Genomic DNA, 26,323 nt, shown 5'->3' with positions numbered 1-26,323 from the left:
GGATGCGCACTTCTCTTTCCCATCTCTCCGGGCTCACGGTCGACGTGCTGGTGATCGGCGCCGGCATCAACGGGGCGAGCGCCGCCCAGCACCTTGCGGCGGCCGGTCACGACGTGCTCCTCGTCGACAAGGCAGATTTCGGGGCGGGAGCCACCGCTCGCTCCAGCCGCCTCCTGCATTGCGGCCTGCGCTACCTCGCCCCGGGCCGTTCGATCACCGAGTTCCTTGTCCGCCCCGATCGGCTCCTCACGGCCTTGCGCATGGCGCGCCAGGCCATGGCGGCGCGGGCCGAGCTCGTGCAGACCGTGCCGGAGCGGGTGACCGCGATGCGGTTCTGCTTTCCGGTCTACCGGGACGGACCCTATCGGCCCTGGCAGATCGACGCAGCCTTCGGGATCCTCGCCGGGCTCGGCTCCGGGGGCCGCATCCCCCTCGATTACGAGCGCCTGTCGCCCGGTGTCGCCCTCGCCCGCCCGCTCCTGCGCGCCCTGCGTGATCCGGACCGGCTCGAGGCCGTCGCGTGCTTTCGCGAGTACCAGATCGACTGGCCCGAGCGGCTCTGCCTCGACGCGGTCCTCGACGCGGAGCGCTGCGGCGCCCGGGTGCGCAACTACACCTCCGCGGCCCTCCTCGGATCGTGTCCCGAAGGCTGGCAGGTGCGCCTTGTCGATACGCTCGGCTCGGAGCCGCCGGCCCACGTCACGGCACGACGGGTCCTCAACCTCGCCGGCACCGGGATCGACGCGGTCACGCGGACCGTCGCCCCGGATGCCCGCCGTCGCGTCGTTGGCACCAAGGGCGCGCATCTCCTGGTCCGGCTGCCTCCCGACTGCGCCGGGACGGGGATCGCCGCGCTCAGCCGCCGGGGCGAGCCGTTCTACTGCATCCCCTGGCGCGGCCTGCACTTCTTCGGGCCGACCGAGACCCTCTACGACGGCGACCCCCACGACGTCCGTGTGACTCCGGACGAGGCCGCCTTCCTGCTCGCCGAGGCGCGCCATCTCCTGCCCGGCTGCCACCTCGGGCCCGACTCCGTCGTCGCGAGCTGGGCGGGAATCCGGCCGTTGACCTACGATCCCGCGCTGCCGCTCGGCCGGCGCTCGCGTGAGCTCCACGACCTCGCCGCGGACGGCCTGCCGGGCATCTTCGCCCTCACGGCCGGTCCGGTGATGAGCCATCGCTCTGCCGGACGGCTGCTCGCCCGGACGGCCGCCCGCGGCCTCGTGCCCCGACGCCCCGCACAGGCCGTGCGCTACGCCGGACCGGCCGTGGCACAGGATCCGACCCGACGGGGCCAGTGCCCCGGCACGCCCTGCGCCCCGGCCGAGCTGCGGCGCGTGGCAGAGCGCGAGCACGCCGCGACGCTCGCCGACATCCTGTTCCGGCGCACGGGCGCCGCCTGGGGTGAGCCTCTCGGCGAGCGCGAGATCGCCGCCGTCGCCGCCGCGGTCGGCGACGCCCTGGGCTGGGATACCGCCGCCCGGCAAGCCGCCATCGCCGCCTACACGAACGAGGTCGCCAGTCTCTTCGCCTCGCCGTTCGCCGTCTCGTCTCCCCGCCCACCGCTCCTCGTATCCCCGGCTCCCGATCCCCTAAGCCTTCCAGCCGGGACCGCCGCGCTCAGCCAAGGAGATCGCCCGTGACCCTGCCCATCCTGACCCGGCGCAGCCTCGTGGCCGGCGCCGCCCTCGGCTCGCTTGCCGGCGCGGGCCTCGTCCGCGCCGAGGCCGCCGCGACGGTGCGTGCCGCGATCGCGGGCTTCTCGGTGCTGAACACCCTCGATCCGGCGAAGGCGAGCCTGCTCTCGGAATCGTACGTCATCTGGGCGGTCTTCAACGCGCTTCTGCGCTTCAACGCCCGCATGGAGATCGAGGGCGATCTCGCCGCGACCTACACGGTCGTCGATTCGACGACGCTCGAGTTCAGCCTCAGGCCCGACGCGCGCTTCCACGACGGAGCGCCGGTGACTGCCGACGACGTCAAGTTCTCCCTCGAGCGCATCCTCGACGCGGCCACCGCCTCGCCGAACCGCGGCAAGCTCGTGGCGATCGAAGCGATCGCTACCCGCACCCCCCTGACCGTCCGCATCACCACCCGGGCGCCGTTCGCCCCCCTGCTCAGCGCCCTCACCAACACCCGGACGGGGACGCAGATCGTGTCGCGCGCTGCGCTGCGCGACCTCGGGCCCGAGGCCTTCGCCCGTGCCCCCGTCGGCAGCGGCGCCTACCGGGTGCGAGCGTGGCGCTCCAACGAGCGCGTCGAACTCGAGGCCGCGCCCCATCGCCTCGGGCCGCCGCCCCGCAGCCCGCGGGTCGACGTCCTGCTCATCCCGGAAGAATCGAGCGGGCTCACCGCTCTTCTCGGCCAGGCCGTGGACCTGACGAGCACCGCACCGTTCGCCGATGTTCGCGCCCTCGAGGCGCGCGCCTCCCTGCAGGTCTTCAAGCAGCCTGGACTCAACACCCGCTACGTCGCGCTCAACACCCGGCAGGCGCCCTTCGACGACGTCCACGTGCGCCGCGCTCTCTCGATGGCCTTCGACCGCAACACTCTGGTCAAGGCCGTCCTGTTCGGCGAGGGTACCGTCACGCCGGGCCTGCTGCCGCCCGCCCTGCTGGCGCATCAGGGTCCGCTCCCCGATCTCGTGACCTACGACCCGGCCCGCGCCCGGGCCGAGCTCGCCAAGGCGCGCTACCGGCCCGAGGCCGTCGCGGCGACCGTCCTCGTCTGGGGCTCGTCCTGGTGGCGGCGCTTCGGCGAGATCGTCGTCGCCCAGATCAACCAGACCTTGGGAACGCGTCTCAGCGTCCAGTCCGGCGACACCAACGCGGTCTTCGCCCAGCTACGGTCCGGCGCCTACCAGGCCGCCGTCTGGGGCTGGCTCGGCCTCGTCGACTACGACGAGTATCTCGGCGACATCCTCGGCGCCGAGGGGGCCCGCAACTTCCAGGGCTACGCCAACCCGGCCTTCGAGGCGCTGCTCGCGGAGGGCCGCACCACCCTCGACCCCAGCCGCCGGGCCGCGATCTACGCCCGGGCCGATCGCCTGATGCTCGAGGACATGCCGGTCTGGCCGGCCTTCTGCTCGAACGTCCATCACGTCGCCACGCGCCGGCTCGCGGGCTTCACCCAGCTGCCCTACTCGAATTTCGGCGATCAGTTCAGCCACCTGGAGCTGCGGGCATGAACGCGGGTCTCTTCCGTCTGTCCGGCCCGATCCTCCGGCATGCCGGCGGGGCCGCCCTCGTCGGGCTCCTCGGCGCCTTGTGCATCTTCGCGGCCCTGCGTCTCGGCCCGGGCGACCCGGCGCTCACCGCCCTCGGCGAGGGCGCGACGCCCGCCGCCGTGGCCGCCTATCGCGCGCGCTGGGGCCTCGACCAGCCCTGGCCGGTCCAGTTCGAAGCCTGGCTCCGCCCGGCATTGCAGGGCGACTTCGGCACCTCGATCGTGGTCGCAAGCGGGATCCCGGTCTCGCGCCTCATCGCCGACCGGTTGCCGGTGACCGCCTTCGTCGGCGTCTACGCGCTCGTCCTTGCGACCGCGACAGCCCTCGTCGCCGGCGCCGTGGCGGCCCGCTGGCGCGGCCGCTGGCCCGACAGCCTCGCCACGACCCTCGCGGTCCTCGGTGTCGCGATGCCGGATTTCTGGGTCGCCTACCTGCTGATCGGCAGCCTCGGCTTCGGGCTCGGCCTGTTCCCGAGCTTCGGCTACGTTGCGCCTTCGGTCTCGCTGAGCGGGGCTCTTTCGTGCGCGACGTTGCCGGCGCTCGCCATCGCGGCGCCGATGGCGGCGAGCTTCACCCGCATCCTGCGCGCGGCGCTGATCGACGAAGCCTTGAGCGAGCACGTGCGGGTCGCACGCGCGCTCGGGCATCCCGGCGGATTCATCTTCCGCCACCACATCCTGCGCAACGCGCTGATCCCGTTCGTCACGGTGGTCGGGCTGCAGGTTCGCTACCTTCTCGGCGGCACCGTGGTGATCGAGCGCATCTTCGGCCTGCCCGGTCTCGGCGCCCTCATGGTCGATGCGGCCTTCGCGCGCGACTACCCGCTCGTGCAGGCCTGCGCGCTGGTGTTCCTGCTCGGTGTCCTCGCGGCGAACCTCGCCACCGACGGGCTCTGCGCCCTCCTCGATCCGCGCCGGAGCTAGACCCCTCGCATGCGCGCCTTCCTCGCCCACCGCCTCGCGCCGCTCGGCGCCTTCGTCACCGGCCTCGTCGCGCTGCTCGTCGGCTTCGGGCCCGCCCTGTCGCCCTACGATCCCACGCACATGGACGTCCTCGCCTTTCTCATGCCCCCTGACTGGCAGCACCCGTTCGGCACCGACGCCCTTGGGCGCGACGTACTCACCCGCGTGCTCGCCGGGGCCAGGCTGTCGCTGGCCGTCAGTGCTGCGGGCGTTGCCCTCGCGGCATTCGCCGGGACCCTCGCGGGTCTGATCGCAGCCGAGCGTGGCGGGCTCCCCGCCGCCGTGCTGCTTCGCCTCTCCGACCTCCTGTTCTCGTTCCCGAGCTTCGTCCTCGCGTTGTTCCTCGTCGTCGTGCTCGGATTCGGCATCGGAACCCTGATCCTCGCCATCGCGCTCGTCTACACACCGATCTTCGTGCGCCTCAGCCGCAACCTTGCGGCGAGCGCCCGCGGCCAGACCTACGTCGCTGCCGCACGGGTGATCGGCCAATCGAGCGCAAGCATCCTCCTTCGCGAGATCCTGCCGAACATCGCGGGCCCGCTCCTGGTGCAGGCGACCCTCGGGCTCGCCTTCGGCATCGTGATCGAGGCGGGCCTGAGCTTCATCGGGCTCGGCGTCCAGCCGCCCCAGCCCTCGCTCGGCACCATCATGGCGGAAGGCCGCGAGGTGTTCGGCCAGGCCCCGTGGGTGCTCACGCTCACCGGCCTGTTCATCGCGTTCACGCTCCTCGGATTGAACCTGCTCGGAGACGGCCTGCGCGAGCTCGCCGATCCCAAGCTGCGGGGCCGCTCATGATCACGCCAACCCCTCTCTTGACCATCGCCGATCTCGCGGTGAGCGTCCCGGGTCCCGCCGGGGCCTGGACGGCGGTCGCGGGGATCGACTTCACGCTCGCGCGCGGCGAGACCCTCGGCCTGATCGGCGAATCGGGCTCGGGCAAGACCCTCACGGGCCTTGCCCTCCTGGGGCTCTTGCCATCCGGGGCGAGCGCCACGGCCCGACGGCTCACCTTCGACGGCCACGACCTGCTGCGCGGCGAGGCGGTGCTGGCGCCGCTTCGCGGGCGGCGCCTCGGGATGATCGTCCAGGATCCGGTCGGTGCCTTCAACCCGGCCAAGCGCATCGGCTGGCACATGCGGGCTGTCCTGCGCCGACGTGGGGACCGGCGGCCCGACGCCGCCGCCCGTTGGCTGTCGGAGGTCGGCGTCCGGGCGGCCGACCAGGTCCTCGCCGCCTATCCGCATCAGCTCAGCGGCGGCATGCTCCAGCGCGTCCTCATCGCGATGGTTGGGGCCCTCGAGCCCGACCTCATCGTGGCCGACGAGCCGACCACGAACCTCGACGCCGTGGTGGCCCAGCAGATTCTCGACCTCGTCCGCGAGCGGCAGCGACGCACCGGCTGCGCGATTCTGTTCGTCACCCACGATCTTCCCGCGGCGCGCCGCCTGTGCGACCGCGTCGCCGTCATGGTTGCCGGCACGATCGTCGAGATCGGTCCGGCCGACACCGTCCTCGACACCCCCCGCCACCCCTACACGCGCGGTCTGATCGCCACGGTCCGTTCGCTCGCCGCGCGCGATGCCGTACTCGTCGAGATGGCGGGCGAGCCGGGTCGCCCGCCGACCGGCGGCTGCCCGTTCCTCGGTCGCTGCCCGCGGGCCGACGCCCTGTGCCGCTCGGATCCGCCCCGCCTTTCCGCCCTGCGTCCCGGCCATCTCCTGCGGTGCCATCATCCCGATGCCTGATCGTCCAGCCGATCCCCTCGTCATCGATCGCGTGAGTCTCGAGATGCGCCTGCCGTCGCGCTGGCGCGCCCGCCGGATGCGGATCCTCGATGACGTCGATCTGACCCTCGCGCCTGGCGAGATCGTCGGCCTCGTCGGTGAGTCCGGCTCGGGCAAGACGACGCTCGGCCTGACCCTCGTCGGCCGGCACAGCCCGACGCGCGGGGCGATCCGCCTCGGCGGAGCGCCGCTCGCCCCCGGCACGCCGACGCAGCGGCGGCTCCAGATGGTGTTCCAGGACCCGCTCGGCTCCTTCAACCCGCGGCGGCGGGTCGGCGACGCGGTGCGTCTCGCCCTCGACGTCCACCGCATCGGGCTGCCCTCCGCGCGCGAGGACATCGTGGCGGCGCTGTTCGCGCAGGTCGGGCTGGCGTCAGAGCACGCCGTGCGCTTCCCCCACGCGCTGTCGGGCGGCCAGCTCCAGCGCGTCGCGATGGCGCGGGCACTCGCCACCCGCCCGGACTTCATCGTGGCGGACGAGCCGGTCTCGAAGCTCGACGTGTCGGTGCGCGCCCAGATCCTCAACCTCGTGCGTCGCACGAACGCCGAGACGGGGGTCGGGCTCCTGTTCATCACCCACGACCTCGCGGCCGCACAGTTCCTCTGCCACCGCATCGCGGTGATGTATCTCGGCCGGATCGTGGAAGTGGGGACGCCCGAAGTGGTGCTGGGTCGCCCCCGCCATCCCTATACCGCGCGGCTCGTCGCCGGGGCCGCCTATGACGGCGCCGCCGGGACCGATCCCCGGCTCGGTTCGCGCGAGGCTTGCTTCTACGCGCCGGCCTGCCGCCGCCGCCAGCCCGGCTGCTTCGAAGCCCGCCCGCCCCTCGACGAGACCGGGCTTGCCTGCTTTCATCCCGAAGGAGCCCTGGCCGAAGGAACCTTGCCCGGCACGGCCTCACCCGAGAGGACCTTGCCCAAGGGGCATCGGGACGCCGTGACCGCCCGGGCGTGAGGCCGGGTCATCCCGCCGCTGTCGGCGGGCCGGCGCTCAGCACCTCGGCGAGGGCCTTAGCGGCCCGCGCCGTGTCCGCCGGCGTGAGCGCGCCGATGCAGCCGAGCCGGACGGTGCGCGGCACGGCGAGCCGGCCCGGCACGAGCACATAGCCGCGGTGCGCCATCGCGTCGGTCACGCCGGCAGGGGAGGGGCCATCCTCCGGGAGCGCCACGGTCACCACGATCGGGGCCGCGTGCGGCGGCCGCAGCAGGGGCGGGAAGCCCGCCGCCGTGAGGACGGCGGCGGCGGCCACCCAGTTCTCCCGGTATCGCGCCGAACGAGCCGACAATCCCTCGGCTTCGAGTTCCTCGAGGGCGGCGGCCACGCCGCAGAGCACCTGGGTCGGCGGGGTGAACCGGAACGTCCCGGTGCGCTCGACGTGCTGGTGCTGATCGAACAGGTCGAGACTGGAGGAGGCCGCAAACCCCCGCCCCCGCTCGAGCGCGGCGCGTTCCGTCACCACCCAAGCGAGGCCGGGCGGGCCCTGCAGCCCCTTGTTCGAGGACAGGACAACCGCTTCCGGCCGGGCGTGCGCGACGTCGAGCGGGACAATGCCCGCCGCGGCGACGGCATCGACGATCAGCCCGCGACCGAGGCGGCGGCAGATCGCGGCGATCTCCGGTAACGGATTGAGCAGCCCCGAGCTCGTTTCGACGTGGACGAACGCGACGTGGCTGATCGCGGTATCCGCCTCGAGGACGGTGGCGACCCGTTCGGGCGGGATCGGCCCGAGCGGTGCGCTACGCAGGACGCGATGCCCACGGCCCATCGCCACGCACAGGCTCGCGAGCCAGTCACCATAGGCGCCGTTCGTCACGATCAGCACCGTGGCGCCCGGTGGGGGCAGGGCGCGCAGCACCATCTCGTTGGCCTGGGTGGCACTCCCCGGGACCGGGATCACCGCGTAGGCCGCGTCCGCCCGGACGAGAGCGCCGATCCGGGTCTGCATCTGCCGGAGCGCCGCGATCATCCCGGGCTCGGCTGCCGAGCGGTCGACGGTCATCGCAGCGCGGACGGCCGGGCTCGTCGCGACGGGGCCTGGCGTCACGAGGAGGGAAGGGGAGGGGGTCATGCCGCGCACCCCGCACCCGTCGACCAGGCCGCCAGCACCGCGTCGACGGGCGTGGCCGAGAGGCCCTTCCGGGCGGCGCTGCGGGCGTCTGTGAGACGGCCGGCGCCGCAGGCGATCGCTCCGCGGAGCGGCGTGTCGGGGCCGAGTGCGCCCCCCACGCCCTCGTCGGCCAGAGCGATCACGAAAGGCAGGAGAGCCGCCGCGTACAGATCGCTCGCCGTGCGCGGCACCAGGGCCGGAATGTGGTCGGGGCTGTAATGGACGATCCCGTCGATCGTCTCGATCGCCGCGAGATCCGGCGAGGACAGGCAGGTCTCGATCAGGTCGCGGTCGCAGGCGGTGGCGTCGCACACGATCGAGCCGGGAGCGAGGGCCGCCAGCATCGGCCGCGTGATCAGGTGGGGCAGCCGGTCGGGCGGCAGGCTGGGACGGCGGACCGCGGCGTTGAGGACGATAGCGACCGACGGGAGCGCGGCCGCGAGCGCGGCCTGGGTGCGGGCCGGATCGGTCACGTCCATCCGCAGGAAACGGACCGCGTCGGCCGGCAGGTAGTCGTGGTTCCGCGTCCCGAAACGATGATTGGCTTGCGCGTTGACCGCTGCGCGGTCCCGGTTGGCGAGCACGGTCAGCTGCAGCCGCAGGGCGTGCCAGACCTGGAGCACCGAGAGACCGATCTCGCCGGTCCCGATCAGGAGCGCTCCGACCGGGCCGAGCGCCGGGTCGAGTCCCGAGGCCAGGCGGCCGGAGTGGTGCGTGCAGAGCTCGATTGCCCGCTGGGCGAAGAGCTGCCCGGTGAGGCGGCTCATCGGCTCGAGGATCGGCGCGCGGCCGGATACCCGCACCGCTTCGCAGGCAATGCCGAGAAACCCTCTGGCGACCAGGCGTTCCAATGACACCGGGTCGATGTTCTCGTCGAAATGCAGGAAGGTCATCAGGATGTGGCCTGGGCTATAATCCTCGTACTCTTCCGGTAGCGGTGCCTTGACCTTCAGGAGGAGCTGGCACGCCCCAAGAATTTGCTTCTTTGCCGACACGACAGCACCGGCCCTGACGAAGGCTGCGTCGGGATGGCCGGCAGCCTCTCCCGCGCCGGGCTCGACGTCGACCGCGTGACCGTGCCCGACCAGGACGGCGACCTCGCGCGGGGTCAGGGCGACCCGCGTCTCGTTGGGCTTGCGCTCGCGCAGAACACCGATCCGCATCACTACCTCCCACCGCGTCTGATCCGGGGTTTGGACGAGGTCAGCCTGCGGGATTGAGTGCGCCGCGAGCCATTGCCGTTCCGGCAACTCGAATTTCCGTAACGGCAATGGCGGCGATCGCCTTGCGGCGCGATCGTTCGCGCCCGGCTGCGGGGCGGCGGTCCGCCCCCGCGTGACGGGCCACTGAGCGTCTTATGGAGGTCGGGTGTGATCCGGGCAGCAATCGTTGGTCTCGGCGGCTGGGGCCGCCGCCTCGTCGCGTCGGTGCAGGAGGACGGGCAGCCCCGCGGGTCCGAGATCTATTTCACCCACGCCGCCGTGCGCTCACCCGCGCGTGCGCAGCCATACGCGAACCGCCAGCGTCTGCAGCTTGCATCCTATGAGGCGTGCCTGGCCGACCCGAATGTCGACGCGGTGGTGCTTGCGACCCCTCACAGCCTTCACCCCGGCCAGGTTTGCGCCGCGGCCGGGGCCGGAAAGCACGTCTTCGTCGAGAAGCCTCTCGCCTTGACCCTCGCGGAGGCGCAATCCGCGATTGCGGCCTGCGCGGCGGCCGGGCGCGTGCTGGCGCTCGGCCACAATCGCCGGTTCCTGCCCGCCTTCCGGGCGCTGCGCGACCTCCTGCGCGCCGGCGAACTCGGGACGATCCTGCATGCCGAGGCCCTGTTCGCCGGCGCCTTCGGCCTCGCCTACACGCCGGATGCCTGGCGGGCCGGCGATGCGGACGCGCCGGCCGGCGGCCTGACCGCGATGGGCATCCACAGCCTCGACGCCCTGATCGACGGCCTCGGACCAGTCGAGGAGGTGACGGCCCAGAGCATGCGGCGGGCCGTCGCGATCCCGATGGACGACACGACGAGCGCGATGCTGCGCTTCCGGTCGGGGCCGTCGGGCCATGTCGCGACGCTCATGGCCACGGCCTGGACCTGGCAGCTGCGCGTGTTTGGCGTCCGGGGCTACGCCGTCATGCCAGACGAGACGAGCCTGCAGATCGTCGAGCGCTCCGGCGTTTCGCGCCACGTCGCGTTTCCCGTCCTCGACACCGAGCGGGCCGAGCTCGAAGCGTTCGCCCGGGCCGTGCGGGGAGACGAGGCCTACCCGGTCCCCCTCGACGAGGTGGCGCACGGGGTGGCCGTGCTCGAGGCCACCATCGCGTCGATCCGCTCCGGCGGCGTGAGGATGACGGTGCAGGCTCGAGCACCGAGCTGCCGGGAGACTCGCTGCGCCGACCGGCAGACGGCCTGAGCCGGGCCCCGCGATCCCCTCTCGTGAAGCTCGCAGGGCGCCGGCCTGCCCCGACCTCCCGGCGAAGCCTCAGGCCTCAAGGCGCAGCCAGGCGATGAACTCGCGGCACACTGGTACCAGTGCGGCAGGCATGATCGCGTTGTCGCTCGGCACGATGCCGACGCGACGTCCGAGCGGCCGGAAGCCGGACGGAGCGATCAATCGGCCGTCAGCGAGCTCCGGCCGCACCAGCGCTTCGGGAACGATCGTACGGCCGAGACCGACCTCGGCGCCGCGAACGGCGAGGGCGAGATCGGCCATGAATACCTCGCCCGCCCGACAATCGGCGATCCCTCCGGCGGCGCGGTCCCAGCGCTCCCAGGCGTCGGGCCACGACCGGGCGTGGATTCGGGTAATTCCGGCCCACGGCCGGGTCGGTTCCACTGCAAGGGGGCGATGGACTGGGCCGAAGGCGTCCGGAAGCAGTGACGTCGATGTGGGTGTTTCCTCGTCGACGTCCTGCCACGCGATCCTCAGGTGGGGCACGGCGCGACCGCTGCCCATGTCGAGCGAGGTCAGCTCGACCACGACCGCCCTGGGTGGTGGAGCTGCAGCGAGAAGCGGGATCAGCCAGCGTTCGGCGAGCGCCGGGTCGCAGCCGACGGTGAGGCGGGGTGCCCGGGGATGTATCCGCAGCCGTTCGGTCGCGCTCTCGAGACTGTCGAGGGCGTGCACCACCACCGGGAGGAGGTCGGCGCCTGCTGCCGTGAGAACGAGGCCGCTGGGCAGACGGAGCAGGAGCGGCGTCCCCAAGTCGATCTCGACCGCCCGGATCTGCCGGCTCACGGCACTCTCGGACAGGTGCAGGCGCGCTGCCGCGCCGGTCACCGTCCCGGCGGCCGCGACCGCCTCGAAGGCCTCGATCCCACGCCACGGGGGGAGCCGTCGTCTCATGACACTGCCTGTCGACGGCCGGAAGCCGCAATAAAACCTACTAGTTAATCGTAACAAATAGAAAAAATAATGTAAGATAGAAAAATTAGAAATGTGTTTTTCACATAAATACGACATGATCTAATAGGGATGACGTTTGTTTGTTCTGAGATTTATTAATTTTGACCGTAATAATGCCGTAGAAAAAGAGTCATCAATTTGGAATAGGGCATCATTGCAATCAATGTTAGGACTGAGTGGTGGGGTCTTGCATCGACGTCGGACACGGCTCCTGTCGGGAAGACGGTTTCTGCGTGAGGTCGAGACCGATGGCGATTGGGCGCACCGCGTCGTCGGCGAGGATCAAGCGGGATCCAGAGAAAGCATCGGGGCCGGCGACGCGTCACGCCGCCACGCTCGATGGATCAGGCACGGTGCCGATGGCGGGGGCGCCAAGATCGTGTCCCAGGGGCGCAAATCCGCGCCGGCGGTCGGGAATGGGCCGCGAAGTTCTCGGCCTGGGGCGATGCCTTCAACGACCCCGGAACCGAGACCGTCCGCCTGGATATCGCGGATGCGGCCGGACTTCCTGTTTTTCGGACGAGGTATTCTCATGGTCAGGAACAAGACCGATTTCGTCGCGTCGATGTTCGACCATTCCGCGGGGGTGCACGCGTTTCGATTCTTGCTGGGGAGACGCTGCTGAACGAACCCACCGAAACCCATGGGACTCGGTTCCCCTACATCGACCTCGTCGCGGAGGCCAGACCGATTGCCGACTGGACCCGGCCGGCGGAGCCGATCGACTTGCCGCCGAGCTCATCTATCGCTCGGACCCGCAGCAGCCTAGCCGCAGCGCGAGCCTTGGTGCGAGCAACTCACCGAAGTGCTGGCGAAACCCTCCGAGGCCGCGCTGGCTTGAGTTCTCTATAGTCCCCAGCTCAAGAGCTTCTTTCTACCACTCAAGGTTGGCCTCTTCCACCGGCGACGCTGCGATCAGGGGCGGCCCGATGCGGGCCGCTCGCTCGACATCAAATCCTCCTAGAATCGACGGCGCATCCGCTCGGCTGACGGCGGCCTCGCGCCCGGGCAGAGCGCAAACAGTCCCGGTGTCCCGCGGGAACGCCGGAGGATCAGACAGTGAGCCTTGGACGCCCCTGCCGGTCGGGCCGGTGGTCGAGGGCCGCATCCTCGCCCAGCAGGGCGGCGAGTTCGCGGGCGCATTTCGTGGCAGCCGCCGTGCAATGCATCGCACAGCGATATCCCGGCAAGTCGTTGCCCCGCAGCCGCATCGCCGCCCCGAGAGGAACGTCGCAGAGAGCTCTGCACATTCCGCCGCACAATCGCGGACCATCTCCGCCGTTCCGTAGGCCGGATGGTTCGGTTCGTCGTCCATCTTGACCGATCGTTCGCCTCCGCAGAGCCTCCGATGGCCGCTGCATTGAGCCGTACCCGATGTTGCTTTGGACAAGGAGCCGGTTCTCGTAAGAACAGCGTCAGCCTCCCTCGCACCCCGGAGCCACGGCGGTATTGCCCGGGTTCCTCATGGCGACCCACCGCGCCAGCTCCGTGGCGGCGGCGCGTCCGGCGCATATGAATGACGGGCGAGCAAGCCCGTGCTGCTGGGCGAACCCCCGACGGCATTCGCCGTCAAGATCGCAGCACGCTCTGCTCGTGCCGATCGGGCGCCGTCGTCCGTAGTCGCACCGCGCCAGGAGAAGCTCGGCCTTGACCGGGAACCGCAAGCCTGTTTGTTCTCTTTTCGTTCTAACATGGAGGGCGCGCGTGAGTCTCTATCGGGTCGGTGCGGAGGCGGCGGACGACAGCGGGCTCGTGCGGATCCCGTTCATGCTCCCGACGCTCTGCGCCGGGTTCCCGAGCCCGGCCGAGGACTTCATCGAAGGGGCGCTCGAGCTTCCGCGCTGGCTCGTCCCGAACCCGCCCGCCACCTTCATCTGGCGGGTGCGCGGCTGGTCGATGAAGGGGGCCGGCATCCACGACGAGGATCTCGCCGTCGTCGATCGCTCGCTCTCGCCCTCGTCGGGCGCGGTCGTCGTCGCGGTGGTCAATGGCGAGATGAGCCTCAAGCGCCTGGTCGCCCAGGGCAACCGGCTATCCCTCTCCTTCGACAACCCGGAGATGGGCGAATTCGTCCTGGAGGACCTGGAGGAAGGCCTGCTCTGGGGCGTGCTGCTGTTCTCGGTACGCTGGCACCACGTGAAGGCGAGAGCGAGCATCAAACGATGAGCCGGGCGATCGCGCTCATCGACGGGAACTCGTTCTACTGCTCCTGCGAGCGCGTGTTCGATCCGAAGCTGACCGGCGTGCCGGTGATCGTGCTCTCGAACAACGACGGCTGCGCCATCGCCCGCACCTCCGAGGCCAAGGCGCTCGGGATCCGCATGGGCGAGCCCTACTTCAAGATCCGGCAGCTGTGCCGGTCCAAGGGCGTGCGCGTCTTCTCCTCGAACTACGCCCTCTACGGCGACATGTCGGCCCGGGCCAACACCGTCTACCGGCAGTTCGCGCCGGACGTGGAGATCTACTCGATCGACGAGAGTTTCCTCGACCTCTCCGACGTGCGCGAGCGCGACCGGGTGGCGCTGGCGAGGGATCTTCGATCGACGGTGCGGCAGTGGACTGGCCTGCCGACCTGCGTCGGGATCGGACCGACGAAGACGCTCGCCAAGCTCGCCAACCACATCGCCAAGTCGGTCCCCGAACTCGGGGGCGTGTGCGACCTCTCGGACGAGGCAGAGCGCGCTGCCTGGATGGTCGGGATCTCGGTCGGCGAGGTCTGGGGCATCGGGCGTGCCTCGCGGGCGCGCCTGGAGGCCATGGGCGTCGACACGGTGGCGGACCTGCGCGACCTCGATCCCCGACCGGCGCGGGCCTCGCTGACGGTGGTGGGCGAGCGCATCATCCACGAGCTGCGCGGCCGCGCCTGCCTGCCGCTCGAGATCGTGCCGGCCCGGCGCAAGGGCTGCGCGGTCACCCGATCGTTCTCGTCCCGGATCACCGAACGGACGGTGCTGGAGCAGGCGGTGGCGGCGCATGCGACACGGCTCGGCGAGAAGCTGCGACGCGACGGGCTCGCCGTTTCCGCCGTGACCGTCTTCTACCACACCAGCGAGCACGACCGGGGCGACCCGATGCGCGCGGTCTCGACGGTGGTCCATCTGCCCGAGGCGACGAACGACAGCCGCCACCTGATCCAGGCGGCGCTGCACGGCGTGGCGAAGACCTGGAAGGAGCAGGGACCGACGCCCTGGCGCTACAGCAAGGCGGGATTGGTCACGAAGGATCTCGTGCCGCTCGACGGGGCGCCCCGCCCGCTGTTCGGCGGTCTCGACCGGGAGAAGTCTGGTGCGCTGATGGCGGCCATGGACGCCTGCAACAGCCGGTTCGGGCGCGGCGCGGTGGTGCCGGCACGGGCGGGGCTAGTCGAGAAGCGCATCTGGTCGACGAAATTCGAGATGCGCTCGCCGCGGTTCACAACGCGGTTGACTGAAGTTCCTGCAGTCAGTGCAACTATGTGAAATTATGTCTAGCATGTAATCAAATAATATTTGTCTATCTCATTAATATAAGTAATTTACATGGCAAAATTCGCAGATATATGGCTGACTCTAATTTAGAGCCAGCCATAATCCTCATGATTCCTTAAATCCGTACTCGGAAACGCCCTCTTCGTTGCCATAGTACTTGTATGGTAGGAACTTTCCCGACAAGCTCATCTTGACACGGTCGCCCTTGTTGTTGGGCTCGCGCTCCATTGTCATGTTGAAGTCGATCGCCGACATGATGCCGTCGCCGAAATCTTCCTGGATCAGCTCCTTCCAGGTTGTGCCGTAGACCATGACCAACTCGTAGAAGCGGTAGATCAACGGGTCGGTCGGTGGCATCTGCGGAATCGAGCCGCGATAGGGCGCCTCGTTCAGCATCCGCTCCTCGGCCTGGGTCAGGCCGAACAGGGTGGCCGCTTTCGCCGCTTGCGCCTTCGGCAGCTTCATCTGGCCCATGCAGGCGGCGGTGATCAGGATCGGCGAGATGCCGCCGATCTCCTCCTGGATGTGCTTCCAAGTCCAGCCCTTCTCGCGCTTGATATCGAGCAGCTTCTCGGTGAGGTCTTCGCGCTTCATGAGGTTTCTCCGTGGATCAGCGCCGTCCTGCGGGCAGCGCGTGTTAGGGCTCGGCATCGGACGGGGAGATTCGTTTCCCCACGCCCTATCCCGTTCGGCACGGTCCCGGGCGCCGGTCGTCGAAAGCGGCGCGGCGTCGTGCCCGGGATCGGAAGGGGTTGCGCGGGTCAGGCCCGGCGGGGGGGCGGCTCGGCCGCGATCGTGGCGGCGTCGGCCTCGCTCAGCGTCGGGCGGACGACCGGCGGGTGGCGCTGGTCGTAGCCGGCCGGCATCGCGTCGCGCAGGGTCCTGGAGCGCGACACGAGAAAGTCGATCAGGTGGTTGCGCAACGCGTAATAGCCCGGCGCGTGATGGAGCTGGGTGCGGTCGCGGTCCTTTGGCAGCGGGTTCTCGACGATCTCGGCGACTTTCGCCTCCGGCCCATTCGTCATGAGGACGATCCGGTCGGCGAGGTAGATCGCCTCGTCGACGTCGTGGGTGATCATGAACACGGTCTGGCCGGTCTCTACGCAGATGCGGCGCACCTCGTCTTGCAGAGTGCCTCGGGTCAGTGCGTCGAGAGCCGAGAACGGCTCGTCCATCAAGAGGATCTTGGGTTCAATCGACAGGGCGCGGGCGATGCCGACGCGCTGCTTCATACCGCCCGACAATTCGGACGGCTTTTTGTGCTCGGAGCCGGCAAGACCGACCGTGGCAATCGCTTTCTTCGCCCGCGCCTCTATCTCGGCCTTCGGTGCCTTGCGCCAGCGTGACGACACCGCGTAGGCGACGTTGCCGAGCACGCTGCGCCAGGGCAGCAGGGCGTGGCCCTGGAAGATCACCGCCCGGTCGAGGCTGGTGCCCTGGAGCGCCTGCCCGTCGACAATCACCGCACCCTCGGAGGGCGCCTCGAGCCCGGCCAGGATATTCAGTACTGTGGTCTTGCCGCAGCCGGAATGCCCAATCATGCAGACAAACTCGCCGCGCCGCATCGGCAGCCACAGGTTCTCGAAGATCGTTGTTGTCTTACCCATCGGCGCCGGATAGCGCCGGGCGATCCCCTCGATCGAGATGAATTTTTCGGAGGTGGACATGCGACCGGTCCCGGGTTTCTGGTCGGGGACGGCATCGGAGACGCGCCGCACGAAGGGAAGGAGCTTGTTCATGGTCTTGCGCCTCACTCAGGGAAGGTGACGAGGCGCTGAGCGCGGGCGAGCAACTGGTCGAGGATCATGCCGACGAGGCCGATCAACAGGATCGAGGTAATCACGTTGGTGATCGAGAGGTTGTTCCACTCGTTCCAGACGAAGTAGCCGATGCCGGTGCCGCCGACGAGCATCTCGGCCGCAACGATGACGAGCCAAGCGATGCCGATCGAGATGCGCATGCCGGTGAGGATGGTCGGGGCGGCGGCCGGCAGGATTACCGTGAAGGCGCGCCGGACCGGCCCAACCTCGAGCGTGCGGGCGACGTTAAGCCATTCCTTGCGGGTGCTCGATACCCCGAACACCGTATTGATCAGCATCGGCCACAAGGAGCAGATGAAGATCACGAAAATTGCCGACAGTCCCGAATCCTTGATTGTGTAGAGGGCGAGCGGCATCCAGGCGAGCGGCGAGACCGGTTTCAGGATCTGGATATAGGGGTCGAGCGCCCGGCTCATCAAAGGCGACATACCGATCAGGAAGCCGACCGGTATTGCGACCAGCACCGCGAGCCCGTAGCCGAGCGCGACGCGCCCGATCGAGTAGGCGAGCTGGATGCCGAGCCCCTTGTCGTTCGGGCCGCGGTCGTAGAACGGGTCCTTCAGGTGCGTCCAGATCGTCGCGCCGACGTCGAGCGGACCCGGCATCGCCGACTTGCCGGTGGTGGCGGTGGCGCCCATCAGGGCGGCGTATTCGGGGTCCATCGCCTCGGTCTTTGCGGTCCCGCTCACCGCGACCTGCCACACGAGCAGGATCGCGGCGAGCAGCGTCAGAGCGAGGACCGCGGCGCGGAGGTTGAGTGAGCGCGTCATGGTTTTAGCCCGCCCGCTTGATCTGGAAGGAATCGAGGTACTCCTTTGGTTTTGCCGGATCGAAGGTCTTGCCCATCACCGAGAAGCTCTTGGTGGTGGTCTCAGGGGGTGTGAAACCGTCCTGCTTCATCAGCCGAGCGGCGTCGGTCGCGAGGTAGACCTGACGCGCCACCGCCGCGTAATCGACGTCGCCCTTGAGCTGGCCCCAGCGCTTCATCTGAGTCAGGATCCACACCGCAAAGGACTGCCAGGGGAAGGCGTCGAAATCGACACGGTCGGGTACGCGGCGCACCTGGCCCAGGCCGTCCGCGAAGGTGCCGGTGAGCACCTGCTCGACCACGGTCAGCGGCTGGTTGAGGTAGTTCGCTGGGGCGATCGCGGCTGCGATCTCCTTGCGGTTGTCCTTGTTCGAGGCATAGGCCGTCGCCTGGATGACCGCCCGCAGCAGTGCCGCGTAGGTGTTCGGCGTCTCCTTGATGAAAACCTCCGAGGCCGCGAAGGCGCAGCACGGGTGGCGGTCCCAGATCTCCTTCGACAGGATGTGGATGAAGCCGACGCCGTCGTAGACCGCGCGCTGGTTCACCGGATCGGGGGCGAGGAAGCCGTCTATGTTATCGGCGCGCAGGTTCGCCACCATGTCGGGCGGCGGCACGGCGCGGATCTGCACGTCGGTGTCGGGGTCGATGCCCGCCTCCGCCAGGTAGTAGCGTAGCAGGTAGTTGTGCATCGAGTAATCGAACGGGACGGCGAGCTTGAAGCCCTTCCAGTCCTTCGGGTTGCGCCGTTCCTTATGCTTCATCGCTAGGGTGATCGCCTGGCCGTTGACGTTCTCGACCGCCGGCATCGTGTAGGCCTGCGGGTTTGAGCCGAGCCCGAGCGAGATCGCGATAGGCATCGGCGCCAGCATATGGGCGGCGTCGTATTCCTTGTTCAGGGTCTTGTCGCGGATCACCGCCCAGCCGGCGGTCTTCACAACCTCGACGTTCAGGCCCTGCTTCTCGTAGAAGCCCATGGGCTTGGCCATGATGATCGGCGTAGCGCAGGTGATCGGGATAAAGCCGACCTTCAGGTCGGTCTTCTCAGGCTTCGCGCCCTGCGCAAAGGCCTCGGTGACGAGCTTGGTCGGGAAGAACTGGCTTACGGCGGCGAGCGCCGTGGCGGCCCCGACGCTGCGCAGGAAGGCGCGGCGCTCGGCATCGTGGGGGAAGAGCGCACGCATCACAGCGCCCTCCACCGCCCGCTCCATGGCTGCTTCGCCCGTCGAGGCTGCGTCGTGAGCTGCCTCGCTCGCATGGGCGCCGCAGGAGCAGCCGCCGCGGGCGAGGCGGCGTCTGGCATCGAAGGGGTTGTCGAACAGGGCCATCGGCGCCTCGCGCAGTTCGGGACGCGAGAGAGTTGGCAAAGAGTATGCCAAGCCGGGCGGGAAAAATAAAACACGCTCGATCAACCACTTGGCTGGAGTGTGCGCAATCACGACATCTCGTGTAAACACGAGATGTCGTAGCTTTTTGACGAGATCTCGTGATGCTCGAATCTACACGGGAGACCACGGCTGATCGCAGCGGTGTGGCCGGCTTCGGAGCTGTCTTCGAGGCCAGCGCGGAAGCCATGCTGGTGCTTGATCCGGATGCCGACCGGATCGTCGACGCCAACGGCGCCGCCTCGCGCCTCCTCGGCCATGCGCGCGATGTGCTGGTCGGCATGGCGGCAAGCACAGTGCATCCCGGTCAGTTGCCTGCCCTGATCGTGTTCACGCAGGGCGTCCAGGCCAAGGGCCGCTGGTGGACCCACACGCTCACGCCCCGACATGGGGCGGGCCGCGTCCTCTCCGTTGAGACCGTCGGCACGGTACTGCCAAACCGGCTCGTTCTCTTCACCCTGTTCGACCTTGACGAGCGACGCCAGCGCCAAGTCGACCGCGAGGCCGACCGCCACATGCGCGCAGGCCTGTCGGAATGGCAGCGCATGGAGCGGATCTTTCGCGATATCGAGCGCGAGAACCAGCTGATCCTGCGCGCCGCAGGCGAAGGCATCTACGGCGTCAATGCCGAGGGGGTGACGACCTTCGTCAACCCGGCCGCCGAGCGCATGCTGGGCTGGGCTGCCGCCGACCTCGTTGGCCGCGACATGCACGCCGCCGTGCATCACACCCATCCAGACGGCTGCCACTACCCGCATCGGGACTGCCCGATCTACGCCGCCTTCCGGGACGGCGCGGTGCATCAGGTCGACGACGAGGTGTTCTGGCGCCGCGACGGCACCTCGTTTCCGGTCGAGTACACCTCGACCCCGATCCGCGACCGCGGCGCGCTCGTCGGCGCCGTCATCGTGTTTCGCGACGTCAGCCAGCGCCGCGAGGCGGACGAGCGCCTCCGCCACGCGCTGGCCGAGGTTGTATCTCTACGCGAGCGCCTGGAGCTCGAGAACGCCTACCTCAAGGAGGAGATCCGGGCCGGCAGCCATCACCAGGGCATCATCGGGCAGAGCCCGGCCATCGAGGCGATCCGGCGACAGATCGACCTCGTCGCCGGCACCGACGCCACGGTGCTGGTCACCGGCGAGTCCGGCACCGGTAAGGAGCTGATCGCCCGCGCGATTCACGAGGCGAGCCGCCGCCGCGGGCGCCCGCTCATCCGGGTGAACTGCGCCGCGGTTCCGCGCGAACTGTTCGAGAGCGAGTTCTTCGGCCATGCCCGCGGGTCCTTCACCGGGGCATTGCGCGACCGCGTTGGACGCTTCGAACTGGCCGATGGCGGCACGCTGTTCCTCGACGAGGTCGGCGAGATTCCGCTCGACCTCCAGGGCAAGCTCCTGCGGGTGCTTCAGGAACGCTCCTTCGAACGCGTTGGCGAGGAACGCACCCGAGCGGTTGACGTGCGCCTCGTCGCGGCTACGAACCGCGACCTGAAGGAGGAGGTCCGCCAGGGCCGCTTCCGCGGCGATTTGTACTTTCGCCTCAACGTCTTCCCGATCAGTGCGACCCCCTTGCGCGAACGGCCAGAAGACATCCCACTCATCGCTCAGCATATGCTCACCGGGGCGGCGCACCGCCTCGGTGTCCCCGAACCCCGCCTGACGGAGGGCGATGTCCGCCGCCTCATCCGCTACGGCTGGCCCGGTAACGTGCGCGAACTTGAGAACGTGATCGAGCGCGGCGTGATCCTGGCCCAGCGCGGGCGCCTCCGCCTCGATCTTTCCGAAGGGGAGGTGGAAGAGTCCACCCCAGGCGAGGCCGCCGCCCGGCCCGATCACGCTGTCGCCTCCTCCGGATATCGTCCGCGCAGCGAGGCGGAGCGGCGGGCTCGCGACCGGGCCGAGATCGTCGAGGCGCTGGCCCTGTGCGACGGTAAGGTGTTCGGGCCGGGCGGCGCCGCCGAACTGCTTGGCATTCGCCCTACGACGCTTGCATCCCGCATCAAATCCCACGGGATCAAGAAGGCATGATCTCTGGACGATGCGGAGCCGCCGAGGTCATGCCGCCGGGATCTGTTACCTAAACACAACCGGGAGAGGCAACGCTGGTGGTGATGACGCGTGAACGTGGCGACGGGCCGGCCTGCTTCCCTGCGCGACTGCCGAAGCCCGCCTGGCATCGAGCGACGAACAGGGAGTAATCGGCTACGATTCGAGGCTTGCGCGACTTCTACAGCTCCGCCCGCTCTTAGGACGAGATCCGGCGTGCCTTCACAGTCGATTGCGGCGAGGCCGGCAACCTGCCACCGATGCCTGGGATCTTCCCCGACCAGATGGCGCCCGTCGTCTACAGCGCCGACGGCGCCCGGGTGCTGACGATGATGCGCTGGGGCTTCCCGCCGCTCCTGAAGGTCGGCACGCAGCCAGTCACCAACGTGCGCAACGTCGCCTCGCCCTATTGGCGTCCCTGGCTCAAGCCGGCGCACCGCTGCCTGGTGCCGGTCACCCCGTTCAGCGAGTATGACGACGCGAAGCCGCGCAAGACGCCGGTGTGGTTCGCCCTTGATGAGAGACGGCCGCTGTTCGCTTTCGCGCGCATCTGGCGGCCCTGGACCGGTGTGCCCGGGCTGAAGCGGGTTGAGCCGGTCGAGGAGGAGCACTGGCTGTTCTCGTTCCTGGCGACCGAGGCAAACGGCGTGGTCGGGCCGGTGCACCCGAAGGCGATGCCGGGGCTGCTGACGTGTGCGGAGGAACAGCGTTCATGGCTCGAGGCGCCGGCCGAGGAGACCGCTGCAGTTGCAGCGGCCCGTCCCGGACGAGTTGATGGTCGAGTTGGCGCGGGACGAGCGGAATGACGGGAACTGATGATGCTGGCGTCCCCGTCTGACCACCCCGCCGCCGCCTCAGCCCCATCAGCGCCCTCAATAGCTGGCTGCGATTCCACGACGCGGTTGAACGAGGTGCCGACGATGAGTGTATCCGTCCGGCGAAAAATATAGTTCGAGTAGTGTCTTACCGTTTGATTTTTGACTGCCACTCAGGATCGTTCCGGCCTACCGTCCGTTCGACGTAAATTTTTCTGTCTTTCGTGATATGCAATTCAGAATAGAATCCACCCTTTTCTCCGAGCATTACGAAAATATCACTCTTCTTTTCAATACCTGATAATATTTTGTAGCCACCTTCTTCGGCCAATTTTTCTGCACCATGTGCATCAAGGCTATCAGGATGGTCATTTATTTTATAGATCATGCCGCGATTTTGATGCGCGTTGCCATCGAATTGCTCTTGTTGCTGTGCGGGGACGACAGCCATTGCCACGGTTGTAAATCCCAATGCGTAAGCATTAGTTATCGCCTGCAAGAGCAGCTTATTCATCACAAGAACCTCTGCCGAACGCTCATCGAAGTGATGGATCAACGTGCCGCAAAGGGAATGGTTCGTAGGGGCTATCACCGTGGAGGCGCGATCCCTCTGCCGTCCGCGTCGTAGGTTCGGCGCGGCTTGCCGCTACGCCTCACCCTGGGTCTCTACTGCCCGTCACCTGGAAGTCCCGGGCCCAGTCGTAGCCGAGCCGGATCGGACTGGCGTGCCAGGGTCGGTCAGGTCGAGATCGTCCCAAGCGGGGAAGCACTGGTTCATTTGACGGTTGCGCTCATAGAGATCGCAGGCGACGACGTCGGTCGAACCGCGATCTGTGAAAGGATGGGTCATCGACGTGGTCTGTCCACCACGTTCACCGTCCTCCATCATCGGGCCCGTCACCGCGACCCAGGCGCAGGCCAGCACAAGGACGGAGGTAGATGCCGGCACTCATCCGACCGGCGCCAGCAGGATCGCCGTCTTGATCGCATTCCGCTCCTGCGCCCCGGTCACGCCATCCCGCGCCAGCACCTCGACGCTGCGGGCGTTCACCACGACCGCCGCGACGACCTCGGGGCGATGCTACAGGACCTCACCTTCTAGATCTGGCACTGTAGAGCTCCCTTCGGCCGCAGCAAGAAACGCATCCAAATCTGGATTGAGGAGAGCTGACATCATCGACGCGATCTTTTCCTCTGACCAGTCCCACCACGCAACGCGAAGGAGGCGGGCGATGGTAGCTGGCTCGAAGCGGTAGCGTACTATTTTGGCTGGATTGCCGGCCACGATCGCGTAGGGAGGCACCTGGCCGCGAACCAAGCTGCCCGCACCGACGATCGCGCCGGACCCGATCTGCGTGCCCGACAGGATCGTGCTGTTGGTTCCGAGCCAGACGTCGTGTCCGATCGATACGTCGCCACGGGTATCATGATCATCGCCGGCACCAACAGCCGTAGGCCAGGCCCCCGAGAGCGCACTGATCGCCCGGAACGGATAGGTCGTGACGAGGTCGGTTCGGTGGTTTCCTAGAACGATCGTCACGTTCGGGCCGATGGAGCAAAATTGTCCGATGCGCAGCCGTGCTAGATCTGGCTCCAGGATGCGCGGAACCCCATAAGTGTGGTCACCAATGTCCCATCCCCAGGTGGCAATTTCGCTAGCGAGGCGGAGGCGCGTCAGTTCAGAGAATACCGGATGGGGCCTAGTCATTATCTCATTTTGGCGCCGAAGGCTGGGCAAAGCAGCCTACATGGGAGCGGCTACCGCGGCATGGAGCTTTTATCGCCTATCTGGTTCGCAACCGGCTACGACGGGGTCCCTAAGGTAGGCCTCGCCGCCGGCCAGCGCCTGACGCCTCACACCGGCACCATGCCCGGCATCTTCACGGGCTGGTGCCAGTACTTTCGCCCCACCCCGAACGCGATCCACTCGTCCGTGGACTCGCCCACGTCGCAAGTGAACGGCATCAGCGCTCCGAAAAAATCGCCGCGGCGCGTGCCGGCGTCCGGCCCCACCGCAAAAAGTGAGAGGGTATCCCACCCGGCCGAGTGCGCCTGCATCCCCGACCACTCGATGAACTCGTCGCAGCGCCGGCGGGTCTCGGCCCATTCGTCGGGCCGCAGCTCGCGGCATCAGACGACGCCCGGGGAGGGGCTGGCGAGGCCGCGGGACCAAGTGAGGACGGTGTCGGGGATGGTGGGCGAGTCGGCTTTCATAACCCGGCTCATCCGGTTGAGCAGAGCCAGGGAAAACGTCCGCAGAACAGTCTTCGGGAGGTTGTTCGGGAGTTCTGGCGCCGATCAGCGTCGTCGGCGACCGTATCGACCATGGCCTGCCGGAGGTCGTCGAGATTCGCGTGATCGTATTTCTCGGTCATGGACGCCTGCGACAGCCGGTTCGGGCGTGGCGCGGTGGTGCCAGCACGCGCTGGGCTGATGGAAAAGCGCATCTGGTCAACGCGATTTGAGATGCGCCCGCCGCGGTTAACGACGCGGTTGAGCGAGGTGCCTGCCGTTCAAGCAGCGCATCAGGCTTTTCATATTCTCCCGGCGATGCAGATCGCGTTGGCAGAGCTATCTTAGGCGCCTTTATCTGAAGACGGCCGGCCATGACACGCAAGACTCTGGATACCACACTTGCGTTTCTGCGAGCGCTTGACCGAACCGCCAGCCCGGACGACGTAGGAAATCTCATTCGCCGAGAACTCTCAGATTATGGTGTTGAGTACATCTTAGCCGGTATGATCCCAAGTCCGGGGGCATCGGCTGGGCGTCAGTTTGTGTAGCCGCCGATGAGAAACTGGCTCTCCCGCATTTGTGGTGCAGGCGTAGCGGTCACGCCGCCAGCACCCGGGCGCGCAGCAGGTCGAGCTTGGCACGCCCATACATCGTCCGCTTCAGCGTCTTCACGCGGTTGATCTGTCCCTCGACCGGGCTCGTGCTCCAGGACAGCGCAAGCGCTGCTTCCACGGCGGCTCGATCCCGCCTCAACCCCTCCGCCAGGCCGCTCAGCGGGCCATCGCGACAGCGATCCAGCCACGCACCGAACCCGGCCTGATCCTGCTCCCGCACGATCACCGTGAAGGCTTTCACCTCCGCGAGCGCACGCTCGATCTCCGGGACGGCGGCCACCAGAGCATCGAGGAAGCGCCCGTCCATCTCGCCATGCTCACCGTCGGTCAGGAGAAGCCGCGCCGCCCGCCGCGGCGACGGGCGGCGCCAGACTGGACCAGGGGCAGGTCGCATCCGCGGCGGGCCGCCCCTGAGAGCTGCAACGCAGAGCCGGACGCTCATCACGCCACCCCGGAAGCCCGAGGCCTGCAGCTCGCGCCACAACCGCGTCGCGTTGCACTCGCCTTCATCGAGCCGCCGCACGAGGTAGGGCACGAAGGGATCAGTGATCCGCGTTCGTTCGCCTTTGTGCCAGGTCGGCGCCGTGCCGGCCCGCAGCCAGTGCCGCACCGTGTTACGCGACAGCCCGGTCTCGCGCACGATGGCGCGGATGCCCTGCCCGTCCCGAGCCAGGGCTGCAACATGCTGGAAGCGGGCCTCCCGGTCAGCCCGACCCTGCTGCTGTCGCCGCTGGGCCTTGGTGGCCGGACGGGGTTCGACCGGCGGCGCTTCCGCTTCGGCTCGGCTCACGATGGTTCGCGCGACCCGGGAGAACTCGCCGCGGTGCCGGCCGAGCACCTGCACCAGCGCTTGCGAGCCGTTGCAGAGCAGATGCCATCGATCGGCGACCTGGACCGCCCCGGGGGCGCCACGACGCACGCCATCGGCGTAGGCACCGGCGCGGTCACGAGCTACGACCTCGACGCCGGGATGCTGCTGCAGCCAGTCTGCTACGGTGGCGGCCTCGCGATCGGGCAGCAGGTCGATGACCTGGCCTCGTTCCAGATCGCACAGGATCGTGCCGTAGCGCTGACCACGCCGCCAGGCCCAATCATCGATGCCGAGCACCCGCGGTGTGCGCTCGACCTGTGCGGGCGCACGACCTCGCACGAGGCGCAGCAGCGTGTCGGGGCTGGCCGGCAGGCCGAGGCGCCCCGCCAGGCGTGCGCCGGCTTCACCACCGAGTGCGAGACTGAGGTGATGCTGCAGGTCCCCGAGGCGGTGAGTGCGGCGTGCGCCGGCCTGAGCAACGCCGGCGAGCCGCTCGGCGAAGACACGGCGGGGGCAGTGTGGCTGCGGGCACCGCCATCGCCGCGTTTGGACCGCGATGACGACGCGCCGGCCTTGCCATGGAAGGTCGGCCAGGGTGCGGGTGTAGCGCGAGTGGGGACGGGCCGAGGTCTCTCCACATCCTGGGCAGCCGGCAGCCGTCGCGCGGGGATGGGTACGGATGATGATTTGGTCAGGCTCGAGGTCGACCTGATCGACGACGAGACCGGCGGGGATGAGGGGCAGCAGGCGTTTGGGCACCAGATCAGATGTGTAGGCCGGTCCTGATGTTCACGATCCGTGCGGCCCCGTGACTCGCCGCCCGGCTGCACCACAAACGCGGGAGAGCC

The 26,323-nt window shown here is 68.5% G+C and carries 20 protein-coding genes and 2 pseudogenes; 12 read left to right on the top strand and 10 right to left on the bottom strand.

Going from position 1 to position 26,323, the window contains the following annotated elements; translation table 11 throughout:
- Positions 1–2: 2 nt before the first annotated feature.
- The 6 genes from BMX97_RS28130 to BMX97_RS28105 are packed head-to-tail and all read left to right on the top strand — an operon-like array spanning position 3 to position 6,927.
- Positions 3–1,643, top strand: coding sequence for an FAD-dependent oxidoreductase (locus tag BMX97_RS28130; RefSeq protein WP_091754474.1), 1,641 nt, complete (start codon positions 3–5; stop codon positions 1,641–1,643).
- Positions 1,640–3,187 (top strand): ABC transporter substrate-binding protein, encoded by a 1,548-nt coding sequence (locus BMX97_RS28125; RefSeq protein ID WP_091754473.1) that lies wholly within the window; start codon positions 1,640–1,642, stop codon positions 3,185–3,187. Before BMX97_RS28130 ends, BMX97_RS28125 begins: the two co-directional genes overlap by 4 nt.
- Positions 3,184–4,149, top strand: a complete 966-nt coding sequence (locus BMX97_RS28120; RefSeq protein WP_091754472.1) for an ABC transporter permease — start codon at positions 3,184–3,186, stop codon at positions 4,147–4,149. Before BMX97_RS28125 ends, BMX97_RS28120 begins: the two co-directional genes overlap by 4 nt.
- A 9-nt stretch (positions 4,150–4,158) precedes the next feature.
- Complete coding sequence (locus BMX97_RS28115; protein ID WP_091754471.1) at positions 4,159–4,983, top strand: ABC transporter permease; 825 nt, start codon at positions 4,159–4,161, stop codon at positions 4,981–4,983.
- A gap of 17 nt (positions 4,984–5,000) precedes the next feature.
- Entirely contained in the window at positions 5,001–5,933 is a 933-nt protein-coding gene (locus BMX97_RS28110) for an ABC transporter ATP-binding protein (protein ID WP_177202380.1), read from the top strand.
- Positions 5,934–5,964: 31 nt separating this feature from the next.
- Entirely contained in the window at positions 5,965–6,927 is a 963-nt protein-coding gene (locus BMX97_RS28105; protein WP_210187688.1) for an ABC transporter ATP-binding protein, read from the top strand.
- Positions 6,928–6,934: 7 nt separating this feature from the next.
- On the opposite strand, the gene BMX97_RS28100 is transcribed toward BMX97_RS28105, so the two are convergent.
- Both BMX97_RS28100 and BMX97_RS28095 read right to left on the bottom strand, forming a co-directional pair.
- Positions 6,935–8,041 (bottom strand): aminotransferase class V-fold PLP-dependent enzyme, encoded by a 1,107-nt coding sequence (locus BMX97_RS28100; protein ID WP_143074730.1) that lies wholly within the window; start codon positions 8,039–8,041, stop codon positions 6,935–6,937.
- Positions 8,038–9,243, bottom strand: coding sequence for a Rossmann-fold NAD(P)-binding domain-containing protein (locus BMX97_RS28095; protein WP_091754467.1), 1,206 nt, complete (start codon positions 9,241–9,243; stop codon positions 8,038–8,040). The genes BMX97_RS28100 and BMX97_RS28095 overlap by 4 nt, the downstream gene beginning before the upstream one ends.
- 207 nt (positions 9,244–9,450) lie before the next feature.
- Between BMX97_RS28095 and BMX97_RS28090 the strand changes: the two genes are divergently transcribed.
- Positions 9,451–10,488 carry a Gfo/Idh/MocA family protein gene (locus tag BMX97_RS28090; protein ID WP_091754466.1) on the top strand — a complete coding sequence of 346 codons (1,038 nt, stop codon included), beginning with the start codon at positions 9,451–9,453 and terminating at the stop codon, positions 10,486–10,488.
- A 69-nt stretch (positions 10,489–10,557) separates the two neighbouring features.
- Here the strand turns inward: BMX97_RS28090 and BMX97_RS28085 are convergent, their stop codons facing one another.
- Positions 10,558–11,421 (bottom strand): LysR family transcriptional regulator, encoded by an 864-nt coding sequence (locus BMX97_RS28085; protein ID WP_177202379.1) that lies wholly within the window; start codon positions 11,419–11,421, stop codon positions 10,558–10,560.
- Between the two features lie 1,764 nt (positions 11,422–13,185).
- Here BMX97_RS28085 and umuD point away from each other — a divergent pair.
- Complete coding sequence (gene umuD, locus BMX97_RS28080) at positions 13,186–13,647, top strand: LexA family protein (RefSeq protein WP_091754464.1); 462 nt, start codon at positions 13,186–13,188, stop codon at positions 13,645–13,647.
- Positions 13,644–14,939 (top strand): Y-family DNA polymerase, encoded by a 1,296-nt coding sequence (locus BMX97_RS28075; protein ID WP_091754463.1) that lies wholly within the window; start codon positions 13,644–13,646, stop codon positions 14,937–14,939. The genes umuD and BMX97_RS28075 overlap by 4 nt, the downstream gene beginning before the upstream one ends.
- 114 nt (positions 14,940–15,053) lie before the next feature.
- Here BMX97_RS28075 and cynS read toward each other — a convergent pair whose 3' ends face one another.
- The 4 genes from cynS to BMX97_RS28055 all read right to left on the bottom strand — a co-directional run bounded on the left by cynS (position 15,054) and on the right by BMX97_RS28055 (position 18,901).
- Positions 15,054–15,542 (bottom strand): cyanase, encoded by a 489-nt coding sequence (gene cynS, locus BMX97_RS28070; RefSeq protein ID WP_091754462.1) that lies wholly within the window; start codon positions 15,540–15,542, stop codon positions 15,054–15,056.
- A 167-nt stretch (positions 15,543–15,709) separates the two neighbouring features.
- Positions 15,710–16,687 (bottom strand): ABC transporter ATP-binding protein, encoded by a 978-nt coding sequence (locus tag BMX97_RS28065; protein ID WP_091754461.1) that lies wholly within the window; start codon positions 16,685–16,687, stop codon positions 15,710–15,712.
- 11 nt (positions 16,688–16,698) lie between these two features.
- Positions 16,699–17,538, bottom strand: a complete 840-nt coding sequence (gene ntrB / locus BMX97_RS28060; RefSeq protein ID WP_091754460.1) for a nitrate ABC transporter permease — start codon at positions 17,536–17,538, stop codon at positions 16,699–16,701.
- A 4-nt stretch (positions 17,539–17,542) separates the two neighbouring features.
- A complete protein-coding gene (locus BMX97_RS28055) occupies positions 17,543–18,901 on the bottom strand; it encodes a CmpA/NrtA family ABC transporter substrate-binding protein (RefSeq protein ID WP_091754459.1) in 1,359 nt (452 codons plus the stop codon).
- A 161-nt stretch (positions 18,902–19,062) separates the two neighbouring features.
- On the opposite strand from BMX97_RS28055, the gene BMX97_RS28050 reads away from it, so the two are divergent.
- Positions 19,063–20,982 (top strand): sigma 54-interacting transcriptional regulator, encoded by a 1,920-nt coding sequence (locus BMX97_RS28050; RefSeq protein ID WP_091754458.1) that lies wholly within the window; start codon positions 19,063–19,065, stop codon positions 20,980–20,982.
- Positions 20,983–21,209: 227 nt separating this feature from the next.
- Positions 21,210–21,816: pseudogene (locus tag BMX97_RS28045) on the top strand (SOS response-associated peptidase family protein).
- A gap of 147 nt (positions 21,817–21,963) precedes the next feature.
- On the opposite strand, the gene BMX97_RS32425 reads toward BMX97_RS28045, so the two are convergent.
- Both BMX97_RS32425 and BMX97_RS28040 read right to left on the bottom strand, forming a co-directional pair.
- The gene (locus BMX97_RS32425; RefSeq protein WP_143074729.1) at positions 21,964–22,329 is read right to left on the bottom strand and encodes a hypothetical protein; all 366 of its coding nucleotides are present in this window, start codon (positions 22,327–22,329) and stop codon (positions 21,964–21,966) included.
- 567 nt (positions 22,330–22,896) lie between these two features.
- Positions 22,897–23,523 carry a CatB-related O-acetyltransferase gene (locus tag BMX97_RS28040; RefSeq protein ID WP_091754457.1) on the bottom strand — a complete coding sequence of 209 codons (627 nt, stop codon included), beginning with the start codon at positions 23,521–23,523 and terminating at the stop codon, positions 22,897–22,899.
- 659 nt (positions 23,524–24,182) lie between these two features.
- Between BMX97_RS28040 and BMX97_RS28030 the strand changes: the two are divergent.
- A pseudogene (locus BMX97_RS28030) lies at positions 24,183–24,395 on the top strand (DUF4113 domain-containing protein); the annotation flags it as partial.
- Between the two features lie 252 nt (positions 24,396–24,647).
- Here the strand turns inward: BMX97_RS28030 and BMX97_RS28025 are convergent.
- The gene (locus BMX97_RS28025; RefSeq protein ID WP_244538676.1) at positions 24,648–26,234 is read right to left on the bottom strand and encodes an ISL3 family transposase; all 1,587 of its coding nucleotides are present in this window, start codon (positions 26,232–26,234) and stop codon (positions 24,648–24,650) included.
- Positions 26,235–26,323 lie beyond the last annotated feature (89 nt).

Source organism: Methylobacterium sp. ap11, assembly GCF_900110515.1.
Classification (GTDB): domain Bacteria; phylum Pseudomonadota; class Alphaproteobacteria; order Rhizobiales; family Beijerinckiaceae; genus Methylobacterium; species Methylobacterium ajmalii.
The sequence above is the reverse complement of the archived record's forward strand: the minus strand, read 5'-3'. Positions and strand labels throughout refer to the sequence as shown.